The sequence below is a fragment of the Bradyrhizobium sp. SBR1B genome, assembly GCF_014198205.1.
Lineage (GTDB): Bacteria > Pseudomonadota > Alphaproteobacteria > Rhizobiales > Xanthobacteraceae > Bradyrhizobium.
On record NZ_JACIHC010000004.1, the window covers coordinates 453462 to 471585 of the forward strand.

General features: G+C 64.4%; 23 protein-coding genes. 10 read left to right on the top strand and 13 right to left on the bottom strand.

The window, feature by feature from the left end:
* Positions 1-69 precede the first annotated feature (69 nt).
* The 6 genes from GGD61_RS13900 to GGD61_RS13925 form a co-directional block, all read right to left on the bottom strand.
* Positions 70-1299, bottom strand: coding sequence for an AAA family ATPase (locus tag GGD61_RS13900; protein ID WP_246785928.1), 1230 nt, complete (start codon positions 1297-1299; stop codon positions 70-72).
* The gene (locus GGD61_RS13905; protein ID WP_246785929.1) at positions 1299-1787 is read right to left on the bottom strand and encodes a hypothetical protein; all 489 of its coding nucleotides are present in this window, start codon (positions 1785-1787) and stop codon (positions 1299-1301) included. The genes GGD61_RS13900 and GGD61_RS13905 overlap by 1 nt, the downstream gene beginning before the upstream one ends.
* Entirely contained in the window at positions 1784-2059 is a 276-nt protein-coding gene (locus GGD61_RS13910; RefSeq protein WP_183230800.1) for a PC4/YdbC family ssDNA-binding protein, read from the bottom strand. Before GGD61_RS13910 ends, GGD61_RS13905 begins: the two co-directional genes overlap by 4 nt.
* A 2-nt stretch (positions 2060-2061) precedes the next feature.
* Positions 2062-2280 (bottom strand): DNA-binding protein, encoded by a 219-nt coding sequence (locus GGD61_RS13915; protein ID WP_183230801.1) that lies wholly within the window; start codon positions 2278-2280, stop codon positions 2062-2064.
* 111 nt (positions 2281-2391) lie between these two features.
* Positions 2392-2754 carry a hypothetical protein gene (locus tag GGD61_RS13920; RefSeq protein WP_183230802.1) on the bottom strand — a complete coding sequence of 121 codons (363 nt, stop codon included), beginning with the start codon at positions 2752-2754 and terminating at the stop codon, positions 2392-2394.
* Positions 2755-2756: 2 nt separating this feature from the next.
* Positions 2757-4037 carry a site-specific integrase gene (locus GGD61_RS13925; RefSeq protein WP_183230803.1) on the bottom strand — a complete coding sequence of 427 codons (1281 nt, stop codon included), beginning with the start codon at positions 4035-4037 and terminating at the stop codon, positions 2757-2759.
* A gap of 447 nt (positions 4038-4484) precedes the next feature.
* Here GGD61_RS13925 and GGD61_RS13930 point away from each other — a divergent pair, with 447 nt between their 5' ends.
* The 6 genes from GGD61_RS13930 (at position 4485) to GGD61_RS13955 (ending at position 9991) form a co-directional block, all read left to right on the top strand.
* On the top strand, positions 4485-4979 hold the full coding sequence (locus tag GGD61_RS13930) for a hypothetical protein (protein ID WP_246785930.1): 495 nt from the start codon (positions 4485-4487) through the stop codon (positions 4977-4979).
* A gap of 122 nt (positions 4980-5101) precedes the next feature.
* Entirely contained in the window at positions 5102-6091 is a 990-nt protein-coding gene (locus tag GGD61_RS13935) for an acyl-CoA desaturase (protein WP_092258438.1), read from the top strand.
* A gap of 137 nt (positions 6092-6228) precedes the next feature.
* Positions 6229-6486 (top strand): hypothetical protein, encoded by a 258-nt coding sequence (locus tag GGD61_RS13940; protein ID WP_018323096.1) that lies wholly within the window; start codon positions 6229-6231, stop codon positions 6484-6486.
* Positions 6487-6983: 497 nt separating this feature from the next.
* Complete coding sequence (locus GGD61_RS13945; protein ID WP_092258441.1) at positions 6984-8024, top strand: PrsW family glutamic-type intramembrane protease; 1041 nt, start codon at positions 6984-6986, stop codon at positions 8022-8024.
* 69 nt (positions 8025-8093) lie between these two features.
* Positions 8094-8672, top strand: a complete 579-nt coding sequence (locus tag GGD61_RS13950) for an HdeD family acid-resistance protein (RefSeq protein WP_092258444.1) — start codon at positions 8094-8096, stop codon at positions 8670-8672.
* A gap of 233 nt (positions 8673-8905) precedes the next feature.
* Positions 8906-9991 carry a 3-deoxy-7-phosphoheptulonate synthase gene (locus tag GGD61_RS13955; protein WP_092258447.1) on the top strand — a complete coding sequence of 362 codons (1086 nt, stop codon included), beginning with the start codon at positions 8906-8908 and terminating at the stop codon, positions 9989-9991.
* A 60-nt stretch (positions 9992-10051) separates the two neighbouring features.
* Here GGD61_RS13955 and GGD61_RS13960 read toward each other — a convergent pair whose 3' ends face one another.
* The 3 genes from GGD61_RS13960 to epmA are packed head-to-tail and all read right to left on the bottom strand — an operon-like array spanning position 10052 to position 12508.
* A complete protein-coding gene (locus tag GGD61_RS13960; protein WP_092258450.1) occupies positions 10052-10309 on the bottom strand; it encodes a hypothetical protein in 258 nt (85 codons plus the stop codon).
* Between the two features lie 43 nt (positions 10310-10352).
* Positions 10353-11447, bottom strand: coding sequence for a lysine-2,3-aminomutase-like protein (locus GGD61_RS13965; protein ID WP_092258453.1), 1095 nt, complete (start codon positions 11445-11447; stop codon positions 10353-10355).
* Positions 11444-12508 (bottom strand): EF-P lysine aminoacylase EpmA, encoded by a 1065-nt coding sequence (epmA, locus tag GGD61_RS13970; protein ID WP_092258456.1) that lies wholly within the window; start codon positions 12506-12508, stop codon positions 11444-11446. The genes GGD61_RS13965 and epmA overlap by 4 nt, the downstream gene beginning before the upstream one ends.
* Before the next feature lie 162 nt (positions 12509-12670).
* Here epmA and efp point away from each other — a divergent pair, with 162 nt between their 5' ends.
* The 3 genes from efp (at position 12671) to GGD61_RS13985 (ending at position 15961) form a co-directional block, all read left to right on the top strand.
* Positions 12671-13237: an elongation factor P gene (gene efp / locus GGD61_RS13975; RefSeq protein WP_018323088.1), complete on the top strand. Its 567-nt coding sequence runs from the start codon at positions 12671-12673 to the stop codon at positions 13235-13237.
* A gap of 24 nt (positions 13238-13261) precedes the next feature.
* A complete protein-coding gene (locus GGD61_RS13980; protein WP_183230804.1) occupies positions 13262-14884 on the top strand; it encodes a M23 family peptidase in 1623 nt (540 codons plus the stop codon).
* Positions 14885-14968: 84 nt separating this feature from the next.
* Positions 14969-15961, top strand: coding sequence for a DUF808 domain-containing protein (locus tag GGD61_RS13985; RefSeq protein WP_092258462.1), 993 nt, complete (start codon positions 14969-14971; stop codon positions 15959-15961).
* Positions 15962-15968: 7 nt separating this feature from the next.
* On the opposite strand, the gene GGD61_RS13990 is transcribed toward GGD61_RS13985, so the two are convergent.
* Together GGD61_RS13990 and GGD61_RS13995 are read right to left on the bottom strand one after the other, a co-directional pair.
* Positions 15969-16472, bottom strand: a complete 504-nt coding sequence (locus GGD61_RS13990; RefSeq protein WP_092258663.1) for a cupin domain-containing protein — start codon at positions 16470-16472, stop codon at positions 15969-15971.
* 20 nt (positions 16473-16492) lie between these two features.
* The gene (locus GGD61_RS13995) at positions 16493-16972 is read right to left on the bottom strand and encodes a carboxymuconolactone decarboxylase family protein (RefSeq protein ID WP_018323084.1); all 480 of its coding nucleotides are present in this window, start codon (positions 16970-16972) and stop codon (positions 16493-16495) included.
* Positions 16973-17026: 54 nt separating this feature from the next.
* Here GGD61_RS13995 and GGD61_RS14000 point away from each other — a divergent pair, with 54 nt between their 5' ends.
* The gene (locus GGD61_RS14000; RefSeq protein ID WP_092258465.1) at positions 17027-17554 is read left to right on the top strand and encodes a MarR family winged helix-turn-helix transcriptional regulator; all 528 of its coding nucleotides are present in this window, start codon (positions 17027-17029) and stop codon (positions 17552-17554) included.
* A 7-nt stretch (positions 17555-17561) separates the two neighbouring features.
* Here the strand turns inward: GGD61_RS14000 and GGD61_RS14005 are convergent, their stop codons facing one another.
* A complete protein-coding gene (locus GGD61_RS14005) occupies positions 17562-17747 on the bottom strand; it encodes a hypothetical protein (RefSeq protein ID WP_092258468.1) in 186 nt (61 codons plus the stop codon).
* An 83-nt stretch (positions 17748-17830) separates the two neighbouring features.
* Positions 17831-18082, bottom strand: coding sequence for a hypothetical protein (locus GGD61_RS14010; protein WP_092258471.1), 252 nt, complete (start codon positions 18080-18082; stop codon positions 17831-17833).
* Between the last annotated feature and the right edge of the window lie 42 nt (positions 18083-18124).

Below are 18124 nucleotides of genomic sequence, written 5' to 3' on the forward strand. Positions count from 1 at the left end.
AGCCAGTTGGTAGCCGGGTTGGTACGGGGGTTGGAAAGGTCCGATTTGAGTTGGAAGGGCGTTGGAAGGTCATGCGCCGGGCCTCGCCAGGTGTTCGCGGCGCCTGCTGGCCGGTCCAGTCTCGACCACAACGATCTTGCCGGCGGTGATCAGCCTCTCCATCGCGAAGCGGAAGCCATCGGCCTTCACGCCCTCCGCGTCCGGGTCGAGCGCAAACTCGGTCGGCGCGCTGCCCTTGGCATTCTTGGCATGAACCGGCCGGCCCTGGGCGTTGCGCTTGTCGAGCAGGCGCAGGAATATCTCCTCGACGTTGCGATCGGCCGCGGCGCGCTGCGGGGACGCCTCCCCGACCATGGCGGTGGTAAAGGTCAGGCCACCCCAGCGGAGCGTCACCTTCTCGCCTGATCGGCCATAGTTGCTCTTGGTGACGGCGAGCGTGCGCTGGTCCTGGTCGTCCTTGTCCGGGTCGGACAAGTGCAGCATTGAGCGCACCGAGTTCCGCCAGTCCACGCTGTTGGCTGTGCCGCTGCCGTCGGCCATCCCGCGGACGCTGGGGTGGTCGAGCAGCACGATGGCAACGTCATGCTCCCGGGCGATCTTGCGCAGCATGGCGAGGAAGGCGCGGACCTGCCGGCGCGCAATCGCCTCCCCGTCGAACACCGCGGCGATGCTGTCGATCACGACCAGGCGCGGCCTGCGATCGCGGATCCAGCCTTCCAGCCAGTCGAGCAACGGAGCGCGGGACAGACGGCCATCACCGCCGGCGTGCACCAGCCACGTGCTCTCGAGATCGGGGAAAAGCAGATGGAGGGCGGTGAGACCGTGCGGGTCTATACACCGGTGCTTGGCGATGCGCTCGACGCGGTCGCGGATGTTGTGCTCCGGCTCTTCGCAGGACAGGAACAGCGCCGGCCCGCTCTCAATCGTACAGCCGAGCCAATCACCGAGACCTGCGGCGGTATGCACGAGCAGTTGCGTCACGATCTCTGTTTTCCCGGACCCGCCGTTGCCCGCCAGGATGGTCAGATCACCGCAAGGAATGCGACCGCTAGCCAGCCAGCGCTGTTGCTCCGCCTCGGTGCCTTTCCATACTGCCGGCGTGATCGCGGCATAGGTGGGGGACTTCTGCTCCGCTGGCGCCGAAACAATCGACAGTCGACCGGCTTCAGGCTCGCTGAATTGCTCATAGCTGTCAGCTGGCGGAAAATCGCGTCGCGGATCTTCATCCTCGGCTTGGACCAGACCCAGGTCGACCATGAGCGTCCGCGCCATCGCGGCATTGGCTGGTGCGATGCCCATCAGGCTGCCTCAACAGATTTGAAAAGCGCCGGTGCGTCGTCAGGATGATTGCGCAGCCACGCGGCCAGCCGTTCGGGATCCCCGAGGCTCAGGACAAAGTGAAAGGCATCAATCGTTGACTGGGCCGTGCGATACTGCGGCTTTTCGATCACCGCGGCCTGGCGCGCTGGCGGAAGCTGGCCTGTCCACTTCCAGTTATCCCGCTCGTCATCGAGCTCCCACTGCATCAAAAGCTGATTGACATAGTCCGACGGTGAAGCCGCGGCCTCAGCTTCGTCAGTAGCGGCCAACGCTCGCGCCCAGATGAAAGCGGCTGCGATCACATCTTGAACTTTGTCCTGCCCAAGCTCGACGACTAGGCCACGTTGCTCGGCGAAAGCCTGAAGTACATCGACGGACCACTGGATTTCCATCTCGCCCGACACGCAGCACAGGGCGTACTTTTCAGCGCAGGCTGTGAGAATTTTGAGCGGTGCCGGCGCGTTCATTCGGTATCGCCCTCATCGAGCAGACCGAGCTCAAGCGCTTTTTCCACAGCCTTGTTGATGGCCTTGGCAAGATCCGGCAGCCGCGTGACTTTGAGAGCGAGGCCCTTCGCCGTCGGAACGAGCTTCCCTTCCCTGTTCATCGCGTGCTTGCGCACGTTGATCAGGTTATGGCCCTGGTAGGTCGAGAGTTCGGTGATGATCGCGTCGTGACGACGGTTGGCCCAAAACTGGTCGACGACGACCGGCTCGGCGAGCTCGGGGCGTTTCGACATGATCAAGCCGCCTGGTTGCCGTGGTCCGGCTTCGCCTGCGGCAGCGATGCCAGCCAAGCGCTTTCGTCCTCGATCGTGATGAGCGTCGCGCTGCCGACCTTGCGGGCGTTAAGGCGCCCCTCCTTCATCTCGATGTAGACCTGAGACCTCGAGATCGAATTCCGGGCAGCAAACTCGTCTACGCGAAAAGAACGTTTGGCGGGGAAAGTCTCGGCGTGCATCTGTAACTCCCTGCATGCAGCTGTGCAGGAGTAGATGCCGGCAACCAGACGACCGAAACAGATGACAATCTCAAGAGACTTTCGTCAGGTGACAAACTTTTTGGAGAAATGTCACCCTTTTCCACCGTCCGGCCAGAATGGATTTTTCTTCCGCTTCACGTTGAGGCGCTGGATCTGGCGCTCGACGGTCTCTGTCTGCTGAACCGACGGGTTCGCATACTTCTCCGCTGCGAGTGCGCGCGCGAACGCCTTCACATTGCCCTTAAATTCGATGTCCAGCCGATCGATAAGGCCCATATTCTCAATCTCGTTGAGGCGCGCCGGTGTAGGTGGTGTCCCCCAAATGGCAAACAGCTGCCGAGCGCGCTTCTCACCGAGCAATTCGCGAATCTCAAGAAAGAGGCCGAGCGCCTTGCGCCGGGCCCACCCGTCCGGATCAGTTACTTTGTCATAGGAAAAATCGTCGTCGGGCATGGCTAACCAGCGGCCTCCATCGAAGCCACTTTTCCGTCTTCGACGACGCCGAAGCGCGGCGCGCCGGCACGGATTGCATCTGCAACATAGGATGGCGCGAGATGGCCATAGTGCTTCTCGACCATGCGCGTGTCGCTGTGCCCTAGGTTCTTGGCCACCACCATCAACGGCACGCCGTTCATGACCGCATGGCTCGCCCACGTGTGACGCAGCCCGTGGAAACCCATCGGCGGATCGATCTTCGCTCGCTCGCAGGCTTGTCGCATGGGATCCTTCTGGTGATCCTTCTTCCAGGGCTCCCCGTTCCCTTTGACAAACAGGAAAGCGGTGCCCGCGCGGCCGGCGGTGATCGATCGGAAGAACGCGACGCCATCTTCTGTCAAATGGATGTGACGCGCCTTGCTCGACTTCGATTTCCGGATGGAAACTGTGCCCGAGTTGTGGCTGAAGTCGACTACCTTCAGTCTCGTCAGCTCGCCATATCGGGCCCCTGTCTCGACGGCACCGCGCGCCAGCCGGCGGAAGTCCAAATCTGAAGCGTTGAGCAGCCGCGTCACCTCGGCAAGCTCGAGATAGCGCACGCGGGCGGCGTCAACGCCCTTGAAGGGCTCCACGGCGCGCCACGCGGCATCGCTGGGGACCTTCTCCTCACGCCACGCTTTGTTCAGGGCTGCCTTCAGGACCGTCAGGATGCGGTTTGCCGTGGATCGCCGGCGCCGCTGGTGCTCCTCGGGGTCGTCGATCTCCTTGAAGCGCTGCTCGTCGCCCTTCTTCACCCGGATGCGCGCACCGGCCTTGGCCAGGCCGTGGTGCCACGTCTCGATCTCGTCCTTCGTCAGGTCTTTGACTTCGGTGTCACCGAGCTCGGGCAGGATGAAAGCGTCTGCGGCGTACCGACTGAAGGCCGCCGACTTCCGTTTTGCCTCCAGGAACTCGATGTAGGCATTGACCGCGGCCTTGACGGTGAGCGGGCCGGACTTGCCTGCCGCCGTGTTGGCACGGTCGACCATGAGCTCGCGCGCCTTCGCTTGGGCCTGGGAGAAGCTGAGGATCTTCACGCCGTCGGCATCGGACAAATCGTCGGCAGGACCGATCGTCTCGACCTCGTATTTCTGGTCACCGATATAGTGCCGCACCACCCAGTTGCCCGCGCCGCTCTTGAGGCGCCGGTAGCCGATGTGCACCCCCTCCTCCATGACCCGGTAATAGGGCTTGCCGCGCGGCGTCAGGCGCCTCCGGGCTTCGCGCTTCTCCAGGTTCGCGTCACGAACTGTGCGGGCCATTTCGCCACCTCAGCAAGGTTGAAAACGCTTCGTGTCCAACACTTGTCCAATATCCATGGCTGGACGTCAATGGACGGGTATGGTTCTATGTGGCAGTATCTGTTGATTAAATTCGGCTATTTGGACGGAGGTGGACGGCCATGAACTCATTCTCATCTCTTTCACGGTGGAGAGAGCGGTTCGATTCCGCTAGGGAGCGCCAGTGCACGCGACGGCGATAGATGGCGCCGCAATGGGCCGCCAATGACAGCCCGGCTGCAATTTCCCCCGCTCCCGCATGAACCTCCCCGCTGCTCGCCACCGACCAACGTCAGTTGGAACCGGTCCAGGCCCATGGCGCAGTGTAACCCCGAGATAGAACGTTCGTCCGCCGCGTCCGCAATGACGCCGCGCCTTCCGCCGTGGCTAAGCCATCCTCGCCAGCATCCATCGGACCGGCGCGCCAAAATGCTGGAGCACATGGCGCGCGACAGATCGCTGCCGCAGCGTCACGCAGATTCTGCGCCGGCGGCGCTCGTGCCATCAAGCAGCAGCGCCAAGAACGCAATCAGCGATATTCTCGGCGACGTCATCGGCCACGTAATCCTGTTCGGTATCCTCGCCCTGCTCTTCCAGTCGCGCATTCCGCTCTATCTCGGCGCGTTCGTCGTCCTGACCGACGGCGAGCGCATCGAAAGCGCGCTGGCAACAATCGGTATTCGCCTCGAACCCGAAACGATCGGCCCCGACATCGTCAAGCGCTCGGCATTCTGGTTCGGCTGGTTCGCGTTGCTCGCCGCCTTGAAAGGCTCCGCCCGAACGGACTGGTCTGGACGACGATCCAGTTCGCCATGGCCATGGGCTCGCTGGCTTTGCTGGTGCTGTTCGGATCAATCTAGGCGCCGCGGCGCGTCGTTGCTTCACTGTGCCATCAATGACGTTGTTGTGCTGCAGTCGGCCTGAAGCCGGCCCGATCAATCTTAACTCTTTTTTAACTAAATACTGGAGATGGCGACCCCTGCGCGGTAGGGTGTGACCCGGTACGTCCGCAATCACTGCGGGCCTTGAGTATTGGAAGCCCCGGAATGTCCATCGCCGACGCCGAGTTCGCCCCGGCAGAGATCGCGCTGAAGCCGCAGCTTCCACCCGGCGTCGTCACCGAAGGGCCGCTGGTCCAGGCCAAGCTGCGCGAGAGTTATCTCCTGCTCGGCATCCTCTATGTCGGCGCGGTCGCCGGCATCATCTGGGCCGTGACGCAAGGCGTCGGCAAGGTCGAGCTGTTCACGTTCGCTTGGATGTTCGCGCTGACGACGTTCGGCATCGGTGCCGGCATGCACCGCCTGTTCGTCCATCGCAGCTTCCGTACCGGCCCGATCATGCGTGTCTTCTTCTGCGCCATCGCCCAGATGGCTGTGCAGGGCTCGATCGCCAAGTGGGTCGCCAACCACCGCCGCCACCATCTCTACGCCGATGACGTCGGCGACCCTCACAGCCCGCAATTCGACGGCTTCGGCAATCGCTATGTCAGCGCGTTCAAGGGCTTCCTGCACGCCCAGGGCAGCTGGGTGTTCGACCAGGCGACCACCGACAACGAATACTATGCCAAGGACATCCTCGCCGATCCGATCGCGATGTTCTTCGTGCGCACGCGCTGGGTCTGGTACGGGATGTCGGCAGTCTTCATCCCCGGCGTGATCGGCTACACATTCGGCGGCGTGCACGCCATGATCGGCTGCGTGCTGTTCTCCGGCCTGCTCCGCGCCTATCTGCTGATCCTCACCAGCCAGCTCACCGGGTCGGTCTGCCACGCCTACGGCTATCGCCGCTTCGACGTCGAAGACGCCTCGACCAACGAGTTCGTGACCACGATCCTCACCTTCGGCGAGGGTCTGCACAACAACCATCACCGCTTCCCGCGGGACGCCTACATCTCGCACGCCTGGTGGGAGATCGATCTCAACGGCCTGATCATCCTGGGCCTGGAAAAGATCGGCCTCGTCCACGACGTCTTCCACGCCTCGCACCGTCAATTGGAGCGGGCGGCCGAAGCAGAGGCGGCCTCGACGGCGCGCTGAATCGGCAGGCAGCGGCCTCCGACAGGCCGTCTTGCCTCCGCATCGCCGCCCTATCGCGGCCCCATTGCGGGATCAGCTTTTGAACGTCCGTGCCTCCAGGCCGGGCGTCATTTGCAGACTCGCGATCGGGGGACCGAATGGCAGTCGACAAAGTTACGGTGGACAAGATCACCTGGGACAGGGTCGGCCGGGTCACCGAGCCCGGACGCTACATGTACACGTTCGGCTGGCTCACCATCACCGCCGGCGATCTGGAGATCTGGAAGATCTACCCGCAGGCCGCGTTCACGCTGCTGGCGCAACCGGGCGAGGCTGACACATCCGTCGGCGAGGAATTCCATCTCGGCGCCTTCGACGTGGCTCCCGGGGCGCCGCTGCCGTTCACCACGCACTGAGGGCGGAAAGCGCCGGCCGTTGCGGAACGCATGGCATGGGCGTTGCTTTATCATCGCCATGCTACATGTCCCCGCGGTCGACCAGGCTTTCCTGTTGTTGCTCATCGTCGTCTGTCTCGGCGCGTGCCTCGTCCGCGCCTTCTGGGAGCTCGAGCAGTCGCGGGCGCGCCGGATCGCCTCGCCGCCCCGCGAGGGCCCAACGAAGCGCAGCTAGCTGGCCTGCCCCGGCGCACGGCTACGCCGTGAATCGAAGAAACTCACGCATTTCCTTGATACGGCTTGCCAATCGCGCCTCAGCTCGGCGGCACGGGCGTTATCATGGATGACGAGCACGTTCTGTCATGCAATTGATTACGCTTGCATTCTACGGCGCGGCGGGCGACGGCAGATGAACGAAGGCTGTCGCACTCGTTAAGCGAGCCGACAGCAAGCGCATGACACATGGTCGCATCGGTGAATGTAGATAAGCGGATCAAGGGAACCTATTTTCGGCGCCGATGTACCTGATTGAAGCATTGCCCACCGTCATCGGAACGGCCGCCATCGCCCCGGCGCTGCTGATGCTGTGGCTTGTCATCGCCGCCGAGGAACGTCCGGGACCGCCGGCCCAGGTCTGGACCGCGTTCCTGTTAGGGGCGGCCAGCATCTCGCTGCTGGGCCTCGCCCGCGCCCCCTTCGCCAAGATGGTCGCCGCGCCCGACGACCCCTGGGCGGCGCTGGCCATGCATTCGATCTTCGGCGTCGCGCTGCCTGAGGAAGCCGTCAAGGTGATCGCCATCGTGGCGATCTCCTCGACCAAGCGGCGGACCTTTGCCAATCCGATGGACACCGTGGTCTATGGCGCCGCGGTCGGCCTCGGCTTCGCCGCTTACGAGAACCTAGCCTATCTGGTCCAGCACGCCGAGATGTGGCGCTCGCTGGCCGCCTTGCGCAGCGTGCTGACCGTGCCGTTCCACGGCGCGCTCGGCATCATCGCGGGCGCCTACCTGACGATCGCGCGCGCCGGCACGGCGCTGGGCGCGAACCGGCACCATCGCGACTGGGCCCGCCTCTCCAGCCGCCTCCTGATGCTGGCCGGCCCGCTCGCGCTGCATTCGGCCTTCGACTTTCCGCTGCTGACCCTGCAACGAATGCCCGACCTCAATCCGACGCTGCGGATGTGGCTGGGCGCCTCCAGCCTCTTGATCGGCTTCAGCTCGATCGCCTTCGCGATCCGCCTGGTCCGGCGCGTCGCCCGCCATCATGCACCCCGGACCGACGTCGCGCGGGAGCGGCTCAGCCAGCTTCGGCGGATGTGGGCGCTGCTGCTCGCCGGCGGCGGCGTCGGCTTTCTCGGGCTCGCCTTCGTGCTGACCTCGATCCATCACTGGCTCATCAACCCCGAGCGCAATCTGACGCTGGCCCTGATCCCGATCGGCTTCGTCTCGATCCTGCTCGGCCTGGCGCTTCTGATTGTCACAACGGCGATCTATGTTCTCGGCCGCAACCGCATCCGCACCAGCGCGGAAGGTTTTTCCTCGGCGCCCGGCGGCGGGTGAGCCGCGGGATGGCGAGCGCGCCGCGTGCATACTAGATTGAGCGCTGACCTTTCGATCTGGAGCCTGCCGATGACGTCGCCCGAGGATTTTTCACGGCTGCAATCCATCATGAGCCAGACGGTCAAGGCGCACTGGAAGGCTTTCCTGTTCGAGGGCATCCTGCTCGCAATTCTCGGCGTCGCGGCGCTGATCCTGCCGCCGCTGGCAAGTCTTGCGATCACGATCTTCCTCGGCTGGATGTTCTTGATCAGCGGCATTGGCGGGCTGATCGTGACCTATTGGGCGCGCAGCACGCCGGGCTTCTGGTGGTCGCTGATCTCGGCTGCGCTCGCCGTGCTCGCCGGCATGCTGCTGCTGGCCCGGCCGATGCAGGCCGTGCTGACGCTGACCATCGTGGTCGGCGCCTACTTCCTGGCCGAGGGCGTCGCCACCATCATGTACGCACTGGAGCACCGCCGCGAGCTCAGCGGCCGCTGGTCGTGGCTGCTGATCTCGGGCCTTGTCGACATCGCGATCTCCTTCATGGTGATCACGGGACTGCCGAGCTCGGCGGAATGGGCCATCGGCGTCCTCGTCGGTATCAACCTCCTGTTCGGCGGCGCCAGCCTGATCGGCCTGGCGCTGGCGGCACGCAACAGCAACACCTGACCCGCCTCGTCACCTGCCGCGCCGATTGGGGGGTGACAATCCGCTGATGGCGCGCTATATGCCCTTCCATGATCACCGTCGCCACCAGCTATTTTTGGTACTTTAGCTACGACAGCTCGCTGGCGGCAGGAGGATCGCGCTCAATCTGAATATTGAAGCAAACGTCCCAACAAGCCGCCAGACCTGGCGGCTTTTTTATTGGCCGGCAGGTTCGAAACAAACAGGAGCCCGCCGTGCTGAGCACGACCGACGATCTTCGTATCCGCGAATTGAAAGAGCTGAGCACGCCGGAAGAGGTGATGCGGGAAGTCCCGCGCACGCTCACCGCGACGCGCGTCGTGATGGCGGCGCGCAACGCCATCCACGCCATCCTCAATGGCCAGGACGACCGCCTGCTGGTCGTGGTCGGCCCCTGCTCGGTGCATGACCCCAAGGCCGCGCTGGAATATGCCGAGCGCCTCGCGAGCTTGCGCGAAGAGCTCGCCGACCAGCTCGAAATCGTGATGCGGGTCTATTTCGAGAAGCCGCGCACCACAGTCGGCTGGAAGGGCCTGATCAACGATCCCGATCTGGATGGCAGCTTCGACATCAACAAGGGCCTGCGGCTGGCGCGCAACGTGCTGTCGGCGGTGAACAATCTCGGCCTGCCCGCCGGCACGGAATTCCTCGACATGACGACGCCGCAATACATCGCCGACCTCGTGTCCTGGGCCGCGATCGGCGCGCGCACGACCGAGAGCCAGATCCATCGCGAGCTGGCCTCGGGCCTGTCCTGCCCGGTCGGCTTCAAGAACGGCACCGACGGCAATGTGCGGATCGCGGCGGACGCCGTGAAGTCGGCCTCGCATCCGCATCACTTCATGGCGGTGACGAAGCTCGGCCGCTCGGCGATCGCCTCGACCGCGGGCAACGAGGACTGCCACATCATCCTGCGCGGCGGCAGCAAGCCGAACTATGACGCGGCAAGCGTCGCGGCCGCCTGCAACGAGCTGACCAAATCCGGGGTCGCGCCGCTGGTGATGGTGGATGCCAGTCACGCCAATTCGAGCAAGAAGCCCGAGAACCAGCCGCTGGTGGCGGCCGACATCGCCGGCCAGATCTCAGGCGGCGAAGGCCGCATCATGGGCGTGATGATCGAGAGCAACCTCGTTGCCGGCCGCCAGGACGTCGTGCCGGGCAAGCCGCTCACCTACGGCCAGAGCATCACCGACGGCTGCATCGATTGGCCGACTACGGCGACCGCGCTCGAGCAGCTCGCCGACGCGGTGGAAATCCGCCGCAACGCCCGGCGCGCCGGACTGCAGGAGCGCTCGGCCTAGTTCAGAGCGCACGCGCGTTCGCTCTCCTCACTTCTCCCCCAACGGGGAGAGGTGAAAGGATCAGCAGCCGCGGCAGATGCTCTTGATCTTCCGATCGAGCTCCGCATCTTCCTTGTTCGCGGGGGTGTTCGGATTGCTCAAATTCTTCTCGCTCGGCACGTCAGCCGCGCGCGGCTGGCGGTGACCGACCGGTGCCGGCAACACCCCAGAGGTTCCGCCGCTGCCGCCGGATGTCGATCCCTTGGAACCGCCGGTCTGTGCTGCCGCCGTGCCGCCAAGCAAGACCACGAGCGATGCTGCCACCATGATCTTCTTCATTCTTGCTTCTCCGTTCTCGAACCGGCGCGCTCTCCAACACCGCTCACGTCTCGGGCGGATAGAGATGAACGTCGCCGCAATAGTCCACGATACGATAGCGCGTTTCGGCTTCCGCATCACCCGCATGGGGTGCGGTATTATGCGGCGCCAGGACGTAGCTCGGCCCCACCGGGGATTTGCCGGCGCCCCCGGGAATGTCGATGACATAGTCCGGCTGACATAGCCCTGACACCCGCCCGCGCAACTGCCGCATCAACTCCTGCCCCTCCGCCAGCGTCGTGCGCAGATGCGCCGTGCCCGGCGCGAGGTCGCCGTGATGCAGATAATAGGGCTTGATCCGGCATTCGACGAAAGCTCGCATCAAATCCGACAGAGCGGCAATGTTGTCATTGACCCCGCGCAACAGCACGGACTGGCTCACCAGGGGAATTCCGGAATCGACGAGCCGCGCGCACGCGGCGCGCACCGGTCCCGTCAGTTCGCGCGCATGATTGGCATGCAGCGCCACCCAGGTGGCCGCGCCCTCGACCTTGAGCGCCGCAACCAACTCGTCGCTGATGCGCGCGGGATCGGCCACGGGCACGCGGGTGTGAAGGCGGATGATCTTGACGTGATCGATTGCCGCGAGTTCGGCCATGATCTCGCCCATCCGGCGCGGCGACAGCATCAGGGGATCGCCACCGGTCAGGATCACTTCCCAGATCTCGTGATGCGAACGGATGTAATCGATCGCCGCGCGATAGGCGCCGTCCGACAGCGCGCTGTCCTTGCCGGGGCCCACCATCTCGCGGCGGAAGCAGAAGCGGCAATAGACCGCGCAGACGTGAACGAGCTTGAACAGCACTCGATCGGGATAGCGATGCACGATCCCTGCGACCGGCGAGTGCGGATGATCGCCGATCGGATCGGCGTCCTCGCCCGGCTGCATCTCAAGCTCCGCGGCGCTCGGAACGAATTGCCGTGCGATGGGATCGTCGGGGTCGGATGTATCGATCAGTTCGACCAGCGCCGGCGTGATCGCCACAGCATAGCGTGCGGCAACGCGTTCGAGCGCCGGCAGCGCTGCTGCAGGCGCCAGACCTTCGGCGACGAGCTCAGCCGGCTCGCGCAAAGTGCGTGCAAGGTTCGTTTTCGTCATGTCTCACTAGACGCTTCATTTGCAGGTGGCGTCCAAACTACTTGATCGATCCGCGATGCGCCGCTTGCCAGCATCACCAGCCGGTCGAGGCCGAGGGCGACGCCGCTGGCCTCCGGCATTGCCGCAACTGCGGCCAGAAAGTCCTCGTCGAGCGGATAGGCCTCGCCGTAGCGGCGCTGCTTCTCCGTCATCGATTCCGTGAAGCGTTTTCGCTGCTCCTCGGCATCGGTCAGTTCCCCAAAGCCGTTGGCGAGCTCGACGCCGCAGGCGTAGACCTCGAACCGCTCGGCAACCCTGGGATCGTCAGCCTTCACCCGTGCCAGCGCCGCCTCTGGAGATGGGTATTCGAACAAAATGGTCAAACGCCCCTGCCCCAGATGCGGCTCGATGTGCTCGACGAGCACCTTGCTGAAGATGTCGGACCAGGTGTCGTCCCCGGCCACACGGACCTTGCTACTCGCCGCCTCGGCCAGAGCGGCACGGTTACCCTCGCCGTCCCTGATTGTCGACAGCAGGTCGATGCCGGCGAACCGTTCGAAGGCGCCCGCTACGGTCAGCAGCTCGGGCTCGGCGAAGGGATCGGCGGTCCGCCCCCGGAACGAGAAGGTCCCGATGCCGGTCGCCTGCGCCGCACGGGCGATGACGACGACGCAATCGGCCATGATGGCGTCATAGGAGGCGCCTGCCCGATACCATTCCAGCATGGTGAATTCGGGCAGGTGCAGGTCGCCGCGCTCACGGTCCCGGAACACCCGGGCGAGCTCGAAAATCCGCGTCTCGCCCGCCGCCAGCAGCTTCTTGCAGGCGAATTCGGGCGAAGTCCGCAGATACCGGAGGGCTCGGCTGCCGTCCGGCCGCACGATCTCGGTCCGGGGGGCGTGCAGATGGGTCTCATTGCCCGGGGAGACCTGGAGAACGGAGGTTTCGACCTCCACGAACCCCTGCTCGGCGAAAAAGCCCCGTAGAGACCCGGTAATGGCCCCCCTGGCCTGGAGGAATGGCCGACGGTCGAGATGCCGCCCGGGCGACCAGAACGGTGAGACGGGCTTGTCCCCAGCCATTACCTGACCGCCCCACAGCCGAGCAAAATGCTGGCATCTAACGGCAAAATCAGTATGTTGCGGCCCGAAACGGGCGCCGAGGTCCGATTTGAGGCCCCAAGTCCCCCATCGAATTGATCACGTCCTGGCCGGTGCCGGGCCAAGCAAGCAGGAAATACAGCTTTGAGAGTCATCGCCAGTTCTATTCGCAAAGGCAACGTGATCGAGCAAGACGGCAAGCTCTATGTCGTCGTCAGCGCCGAAAACATCCACCCCGGCAAGGGCACCCCGGTCAGCCAGATCGAGATGCGCCGAATCTCGGACGGGGTAAAGATCTCCGAGCGCTACAAGACCACCGACCAGGTCGAAAAGGCCACCATCGAGGAGCGCAACTACACCTTCCTGTATGAAGATGGCGACGGCTTCCACTTCATGAACCCGGAGACCTACGACCAGGTCCAGGTCTCCAAGGACGTCGTCGGCGACGCGGCCTCGTATCTTCAACCGGACATGACCGTCAAGCTGTCGACCCACGACGTCAACGTGGTCTCGCTCGCGCTGCCCCAGCGCGTGACGCTGGAAGTGGTCGAGACCGAGCCGGTGACCAAGGGCCAGACGGCCTCGTCCTCCTACAAGCCGGCGGTGCTTTCCAACGGCGTGCGCACCACCGTGCCGCCGCACATCGCAGTCGGCACCCGCATCGTCGTCATGACGGAGGACGGCTCCTACTCAGAACGCGCCAAGGACTGACGGGGAACAGAGCAATCGCAGCAGGTGCCGCCGGGGGGCGAGACAGTGGTTGGGAAGGGTTTCCGCTTCGTCTCGCTTCTTTTGGCGTCGCTTTCGCTCCTCATTGCCACTCCGCTCGCTGCGGATGAATTCCGCAGCCCCTCGCTCACGGCCCTGCGCGTCGACTGGCGCGCAGCGCTCGACCAGCTCCGCACCGAGATCAACAGCCGCCCCCGGGTCGCGGACGATTTCATCTTCGCCCCTCGCCGTTCGGTGCCGCGCTACGATCCCCGCGCGATGCCCGCATTGGTGCAGCTCAACGCGGTATCCTCGCGATTCTTCACCGGCATCACCCGCAGTCCCGTGCCGGTGCTGCTGCCGTTCGACGCCGCCGCTTACCTCGAGGCGCAGCGCAGCGGCGCGACGGCGACGCTCGCGCTGTCGCGCTATCAGGCGGACTTCAATCCCGTCGACATGTTCGATGCCGGCCCCGCCGGTTACAGCGCGACCTTCTCGCTCGAGCCCGGCGCCGGCGACGGCATGCCGGGCCGGGTGTTCACAAGGCCGGTCGAAGTGCAGATCACGGGATCGGCGCTGGTCTACGACATCGCCGATCCCACCGGCGGCAAGGGCGAGCAGATCAAACCGCTCATAGCGCTCTATCCGGACCTGCGCAGGTTTATCCGGGAAGGCTATGTACGCTACGCTTTTACCCGTTTCGGCGTCGCCTATGTGGTGTCGATCCAGTGCCTCGACAGCGTCGCCAAGCCGTGGCGGCTGGCCTGCAAGGAAGCCTATCCGGTCGCCGAGCGCTTCCTGAAGGCCCTGCGCGTCGCCGGCGGCCAGCGCTTGCGACCATTGACGGACATCGCCTCCAACATCCTCGATCGCCCGACGGGCCGTTCACCGGATTTCAGCTACCGGCCGAGCGGCGATATCATCCCGAACACCGGCTACCGCAAGCAGGGCGGCCATCCCGACGCAATGGCCTATGCACAGATCCGCTTTCCGCTCGAAAAGGCTCCCGCCTTCGTCCGCTCGCAATCCTATGCCAAGCGGGACAGGACGGAGAGCACGACCGCCTATCCCTGGCGCGACAATTTCTGCGAGTCCCGCAGTTTCGAGGTTTGGCAATGCGCGGGCGGTTACGGCCACCAGGGCGAGGACATCCGCGCCGCCGACTGCCCACCGCCCGGCGAGGGCCGCGAGCCCTGCGATCCCAAGCAGCGCGGTGTCGTCGCGGTGCGCGATGCCATCGTGATCCGCGCGTCCAGGGACCAGGCCGCGACGCTTCAAGTCAACAGCCGCACCGAGCACATCCGCTTCCGCTACATGCACATGAATCCGCACGCAATGAACGCCGATGGCGTGCTCAATGGCCGCATCGTCACCGAAGGCGAGAAGATCGGCGTGATCTCGAATTATCTCGACCATCCCGCCGGTACCTCGATGCATCTGCATTTCGACGTGCAGGTGTTCACACGCGACGGCTGGATCTGGGTCAGCCCCTACGTCACCCTGGTCTCCGCCTACGAACGCCTGATCCACGCCCGCGGCCGCGAGGTCGGCCCGGAGATCGCCGTCACGTCGCAGCCGGTCGCCCATGCACTGCCGGACGACGTCATCAAGCCGGATCTGCGCGAGGGATCGAGCGGCGAGGAGAATTGACGGCTTGCTCGCTCCAACGAAGGGCGGTGCAAGAGCTTGTTGTCGCGCGCACCGCCGGCTCAAACAAAAACAGGGATCGGGGTGATGAGTGTCGGACTGATCGGTCTTCTCGACGATATCGCGGCGATTGCAAAGGTGGCAGCGGCCTCGCTCGACGATGTGGCGAGCCAGGCTGCCAAAGCAGGCGCAAAGGCGGCTGGCGTGGTCATCGACGACGCGGCCGTCACGCCGAACTACGTCATCGGTTTTGCCTCGAAGCGCGAACTGCCGATCGTCGGCAAGATTGCAGTCGGATCGCTGCGCAACAAATTGCTGATTTTGCTTCCCGCTGCCCTGCTGCTTGGTTATTTCCTTCCCGCCGCGGTGACGCCGCTGCTCATGCTGGGCGGAGCCTTTCTCTGCTACGAGGGTACCGAGAAGGTGCTCGAAGCCGTAATGCCGCATCATGCGCACCACCATGAAGCCCAGCTCGAGCCGATCGCGCTGAATGCCCGGTCGGTCGAGGACGAGAAGGTCGCGAGCGCCATCAAGACGGATTTCATCCTGTCGGCGGAGATCATGGCGATCACGCTGGCGGCCCTTCCGGCAGGCAGCATCTGGACGCAGGCATTGGTGCTGGCGCTGGTCGGCTTCGGTATCACGGTCGGGGTCTACGGCGTGGTGGCCCTGATCGTGAAGGCTGACGATGCCGGCGTGGCCCTTGCGGGCTACGACGGCGCCTCAGTCATTGGCACCGCGATCCGCTCGCTTGGACGCGCGCTGGTCCGCGGTATGCCCACGTTCCTGACGGTGCTGAGCACCATCGGCACTGCCGCCATGATCTGGGTTGGCGGCGGCATCATCCTGCACGGCATCGAAAAATACGGCCCGCCCGTGGTCGGCCGCACGGTCCATGCCGCAACCGAGGCGGCCGCACACGCCCTTCCATCCATTGCCGGCATCATCGAATGGTCGGTCGAGGCAGCCATCTCAGGCGTGCTTGGACTGCTTGTCGGCGCGGTTGCGATTCCGGCAGTCCAATACGGTCTCTCGCCGGCATGGAAACGGCTAAGGCGATCGCGGGATCGCGCCTCCTAGCCGTGCTCTACTCCAAGAACGTTGTGAGCTGCGCGCCCTCGTCCGCCACGAACACCGCGATCAATTCCGCAGGCTCCGTCAGGCTGGCATTGGCCGAGACCAGATGCGTCGAGCCCGGCGGCTCGAAGAAGGACTGGCCGACGCCAAACGTCGCGACAGGACCGCCGCCAAGCTGGGAGCGGATCTCGCCCTTGGTGATGTAGGCGGTCACGGATCCTGCGTGACGATGCGGGCGCGAGAATCCGCCCGGACCATAGGTGACGCGCACGATGGTGACGCGCTTGCCCGGCACGTTCGGCAATGCGTAGGAGCCGATCGGTTCGACCTCGTCGAGCGGCGAGCTCTCCGCCGCGCTGGCGCAGAGCGGCGCCAGCGCGCCGGAGACGGCATCCATCGTCACCGGCAGCGCCTTGCCGATCGCCAGCGCACAGGCCAGCCCTGCGACGACGGCGAGCGCGGTCGAACGTGACGGTGCCGGACGCTGTACGGCAGATAAGCTCATTGCTGTCATCATGACCTCCCTCGTGCCGATCAGGATGCCGCAGCATTCGCGGCCACCGGCCGCGGCGCAGGCGTCCAGCGAAACGCAGCCCCAAAGCGATTCCAGACATTGATCGAGGCGACCGCCGAGGTCAGGTACATCAGTTCGGTCTCGGAGAACTCCCGGGCCGCTTCGGCATAGACGTCCTCGCTGACGCCGTCGGGCAGGACGGTCAGAGCCTCAGCCCAGGCCAGCGCGGCACGCTCACGCGGCGAAAAGATCGGCGCCTCGCGCCAGACCGCGACCAAATGGAGCTTGTCGACGGGAACGCCGATCCGCTCCGACAGCAGGACATGATGCTGCACGCAGAAGGCGCAGCCGTTGATCTGCGAGGCGCGCAACTTGACGAGCTCGAGAAGCTGCTTGTCGAGGCCGGCCTTGGCCGCAAGCTGACCCAGCGCCAGCACCAGATCATAAGCGTCGGGCGCGATCTTCTTGAAATCCTCGTATTCGCTACGGGCATGTGACATTGCGGTTCACCTCGTCTTATTATAAGTGTGCTTACATCTTATAAGAGCTCTGACATGTCACGCAAGACCGATGCCGTCACCAGATCGAAAACCCGCCCGGTGCCCGAACCTGCCGGCGACGCAGCGGTGCGTATTCCCGCTCCCGGCGAGGGCAAGCGTGGCGAGCAGGGCTATCTCGGTTATCTGCTGCGCCAGGCTCACGCCGCAGTCCGTCTGACGACCGAGCGGACGCTCGCCGATCTCGGTGTAACCTCGCCGCAATTCGCGGTGCTGACGATGCTGAATGCCTATCCGGGACTATCAGGCGCCGATGTCGCCCGCCTCACCTTCCTCACGCCGCAAACGGTCGGGGTCATCATCCGCAATCTCGAACGCGACGGCGCGATTCTGATGACGCCTCATCCCGTCCATGGCCGCATCAAGCAATGGACACTGACCAAGCGCGGAACGACGTTGTTGAAGGCGTGCCGGGAACGGGTGATGGCGCTGGAGAAGCGTCTGGCTGGCGGCCTCGATGCCAAGGCCGAAGCGAGCATTCGGCGATGGCTCGCCAACGTCGCGACCGAGCTGCAGGGGGACTAGGCGAGGCCTAGTCGCCGCCTCCCCCCTCGCCGCCGTCACAGCCGGCGGCATCCCAGAAATCGCCACCCGCACCGCCGTCGCCGCCCTGAATACCGCGGCCAAAGTTCTCGGCGATGATCATCAGAACGACGACGAAGAGCCCGGCACCGAAGGGCCAGGGATTGGCACGGATGATGTCGAACAGCTCCCGCATGCCGCATCTTACGCAGACGGAAGCGAACCGACCGTAAAACGACAGGCCTAAAAGTCAGGGATATCGGGAAGCGCGGGAGCCGACTACCCGTCTTTCAACAGTTTCTTAACCTCACCGTCGACCCAGGTCTCGTCCGCCGCGATCACCCGTACGCGGCTGTTGTCGGCAGCATTCACCAGCACATGCGAGCTCACCCGGTCGGCGCTTTGCTCGAGGTGCAAATCGGTCTCGGGCTTCCAACTCAACGTGGTTGCGAGATCGCCGGGAAAGATCTGCCATTGCGATCCGTCGTCGAGTTCGACGACATGGCTTTCCGCATGCGTGTGTATCTTCATTCCCACCCCGAATGTTCGATGAACGGATTGCATGCGAAAGGC

Excerpts from the sequence above, each read along its gene's own strand:
- GGD61_RS13945 (WP_092258441.1), top strand. The coding sequence starts at position 6,984 with ATGTACCTGATTGAAGCATTGCCCACCGTCATCGGAACGGCCGCCATC.
- GGD61_RS13935 (WP_092258438.1), top strand. The coding sequence starts at position 5,102 with ATGTCCATCGCCGACGCCGAGTTCGCCCCGGCAGAGATCGCGCTGAAG.
- GGD61_RS13995 (WP_018323084.1), bottom strand. The coding sequence starts at position 16,972 with ATGTCACATGCCCGTAGCGAATACGAGGATTTCAAGAAGATCGCGCCC.
- GGD61_RS13960 (WP_092258450.1), bottom strand. The coding sequence starts at position 10,309 with ATGAAGAAGATCATGGTGGCAGCATCGCTCGTGGTCTTGCTTGGCGGC.
- GGD61_RS13900 (WP_246785928.1), bottom strand. The coding sequence starts at position 1,299 with ATGGGCATCGCACCAGCCAATGCCGCGATGGCGCGGACGCTCATGGTC.
- GGD61_RS13985 (WP_092258462.1), top strand. The coding sequence starts at position 14,969 with ATGAGTGTCGGACTGATCGGTCTTCTCGACGATATCGCGGCGATTGCA.
- GGD61_RS14010 (WP_092258471.1), bottom strand. The coding sequence starts at position 18,082 with ATGAAGATACACACGCATGCGGAAAGCCATGTCGTCGAACTCGACGAC.
- GGD61_RS13910 (WP_183230800.1), bottom strand. The coding sequence starts at position 2,059 with ATGTCGAAACGCCCCGAGCTCGCCGAGCCGGTCGTCGTCGACCAGTTT.
- GGD61_RS13920 (WP_183230802.1), bottom strand. The coding sequence starts at position 2,754 with ATGCCCGACGACGATTTTTCCTATGACAAAGTAACTGATCCGGACGGG.
- GGD61_RS13940 (WP_018323096.1), top strand. The coding sequence starts at position 6,229 with ATGGCAGTCGACAAAGTTACGGTGGACAAGATCACCTGGGACAGGGTC.
- GGD61_RS13990 (WP_092258663.1), bottom strand. The coding sequence starts at position 16,472 with ATGACAGCAATGAGCTTATCTGCCGTACAGCGTCCGGCACCGTCACGT.
- GGD61_RS13965 (WP_092258453.1), bottom strand. The coding sequence starts at position 11,447 with ATGACGAAAACGAACCTTGCACGCACTTTGCGCGAGCCGGCTGAGCTC.
- GGD61_RS14000 (WP_092258465.1), top strand. The coding sequence starts at position 17,027 with ATGTCACGCAAGACCGATGCCGTCACCAGATCGAAAACCCGCCCGGTG.
- GGD61_RS14005 (WP_092258468.1), bottom strand. The coding sequence starts at position 17,747 with ATGCGGGAGCTGTTCGACATCATCCGTGCCAATCCCTGGCCCTTCGGT.
- GGD61_RS13930 (WP_246785930.1), top strand. The coding sequence starts at position 4,485 with ATGCTGGAGCACATGGCGCGCGACAGATCGCTGCCGCAGCGTCACGCA.
- GGD61_RS13905 (WP_246785929.1), bottom strand. The coding sequence starts at position 1,787 with ATGAACGCGCCGGCACCGCTCAAAATTCTCACAGCCTGCGCTGAAAAG.
- GGD61_RS13915 (WP_183230801.1), bottom strand. The coding sequence starts at position 2,280 with ATGCACGCCGAGACTTTCCCCGCCAAACGTTCTTTTCGCGTAGACGAG.
- epmA (WP_092258456.1), bottom strand. The coding sequence starts at position 12,508 with ATGGCTGGGGACAAGCCCGTCTCACCGTTCTGGTCGCCCGGGCGGCAT.
- GGD61_RS13925 (WP_183230803.1), bottom strand. The coding sequence starts at position 4,037 with ATGGCCCGCACAGTTCGTGACGCGAACCTGGAGAAGCGCGAAGCCCGG.
- GGD61_RS13950 (WP_092258444.1), top strand. The coding sequence starts at position 8,094 with ATGACGTCGCCCGAGGATTTTTCACGGCTGCAATCCATCATGAGCCAG.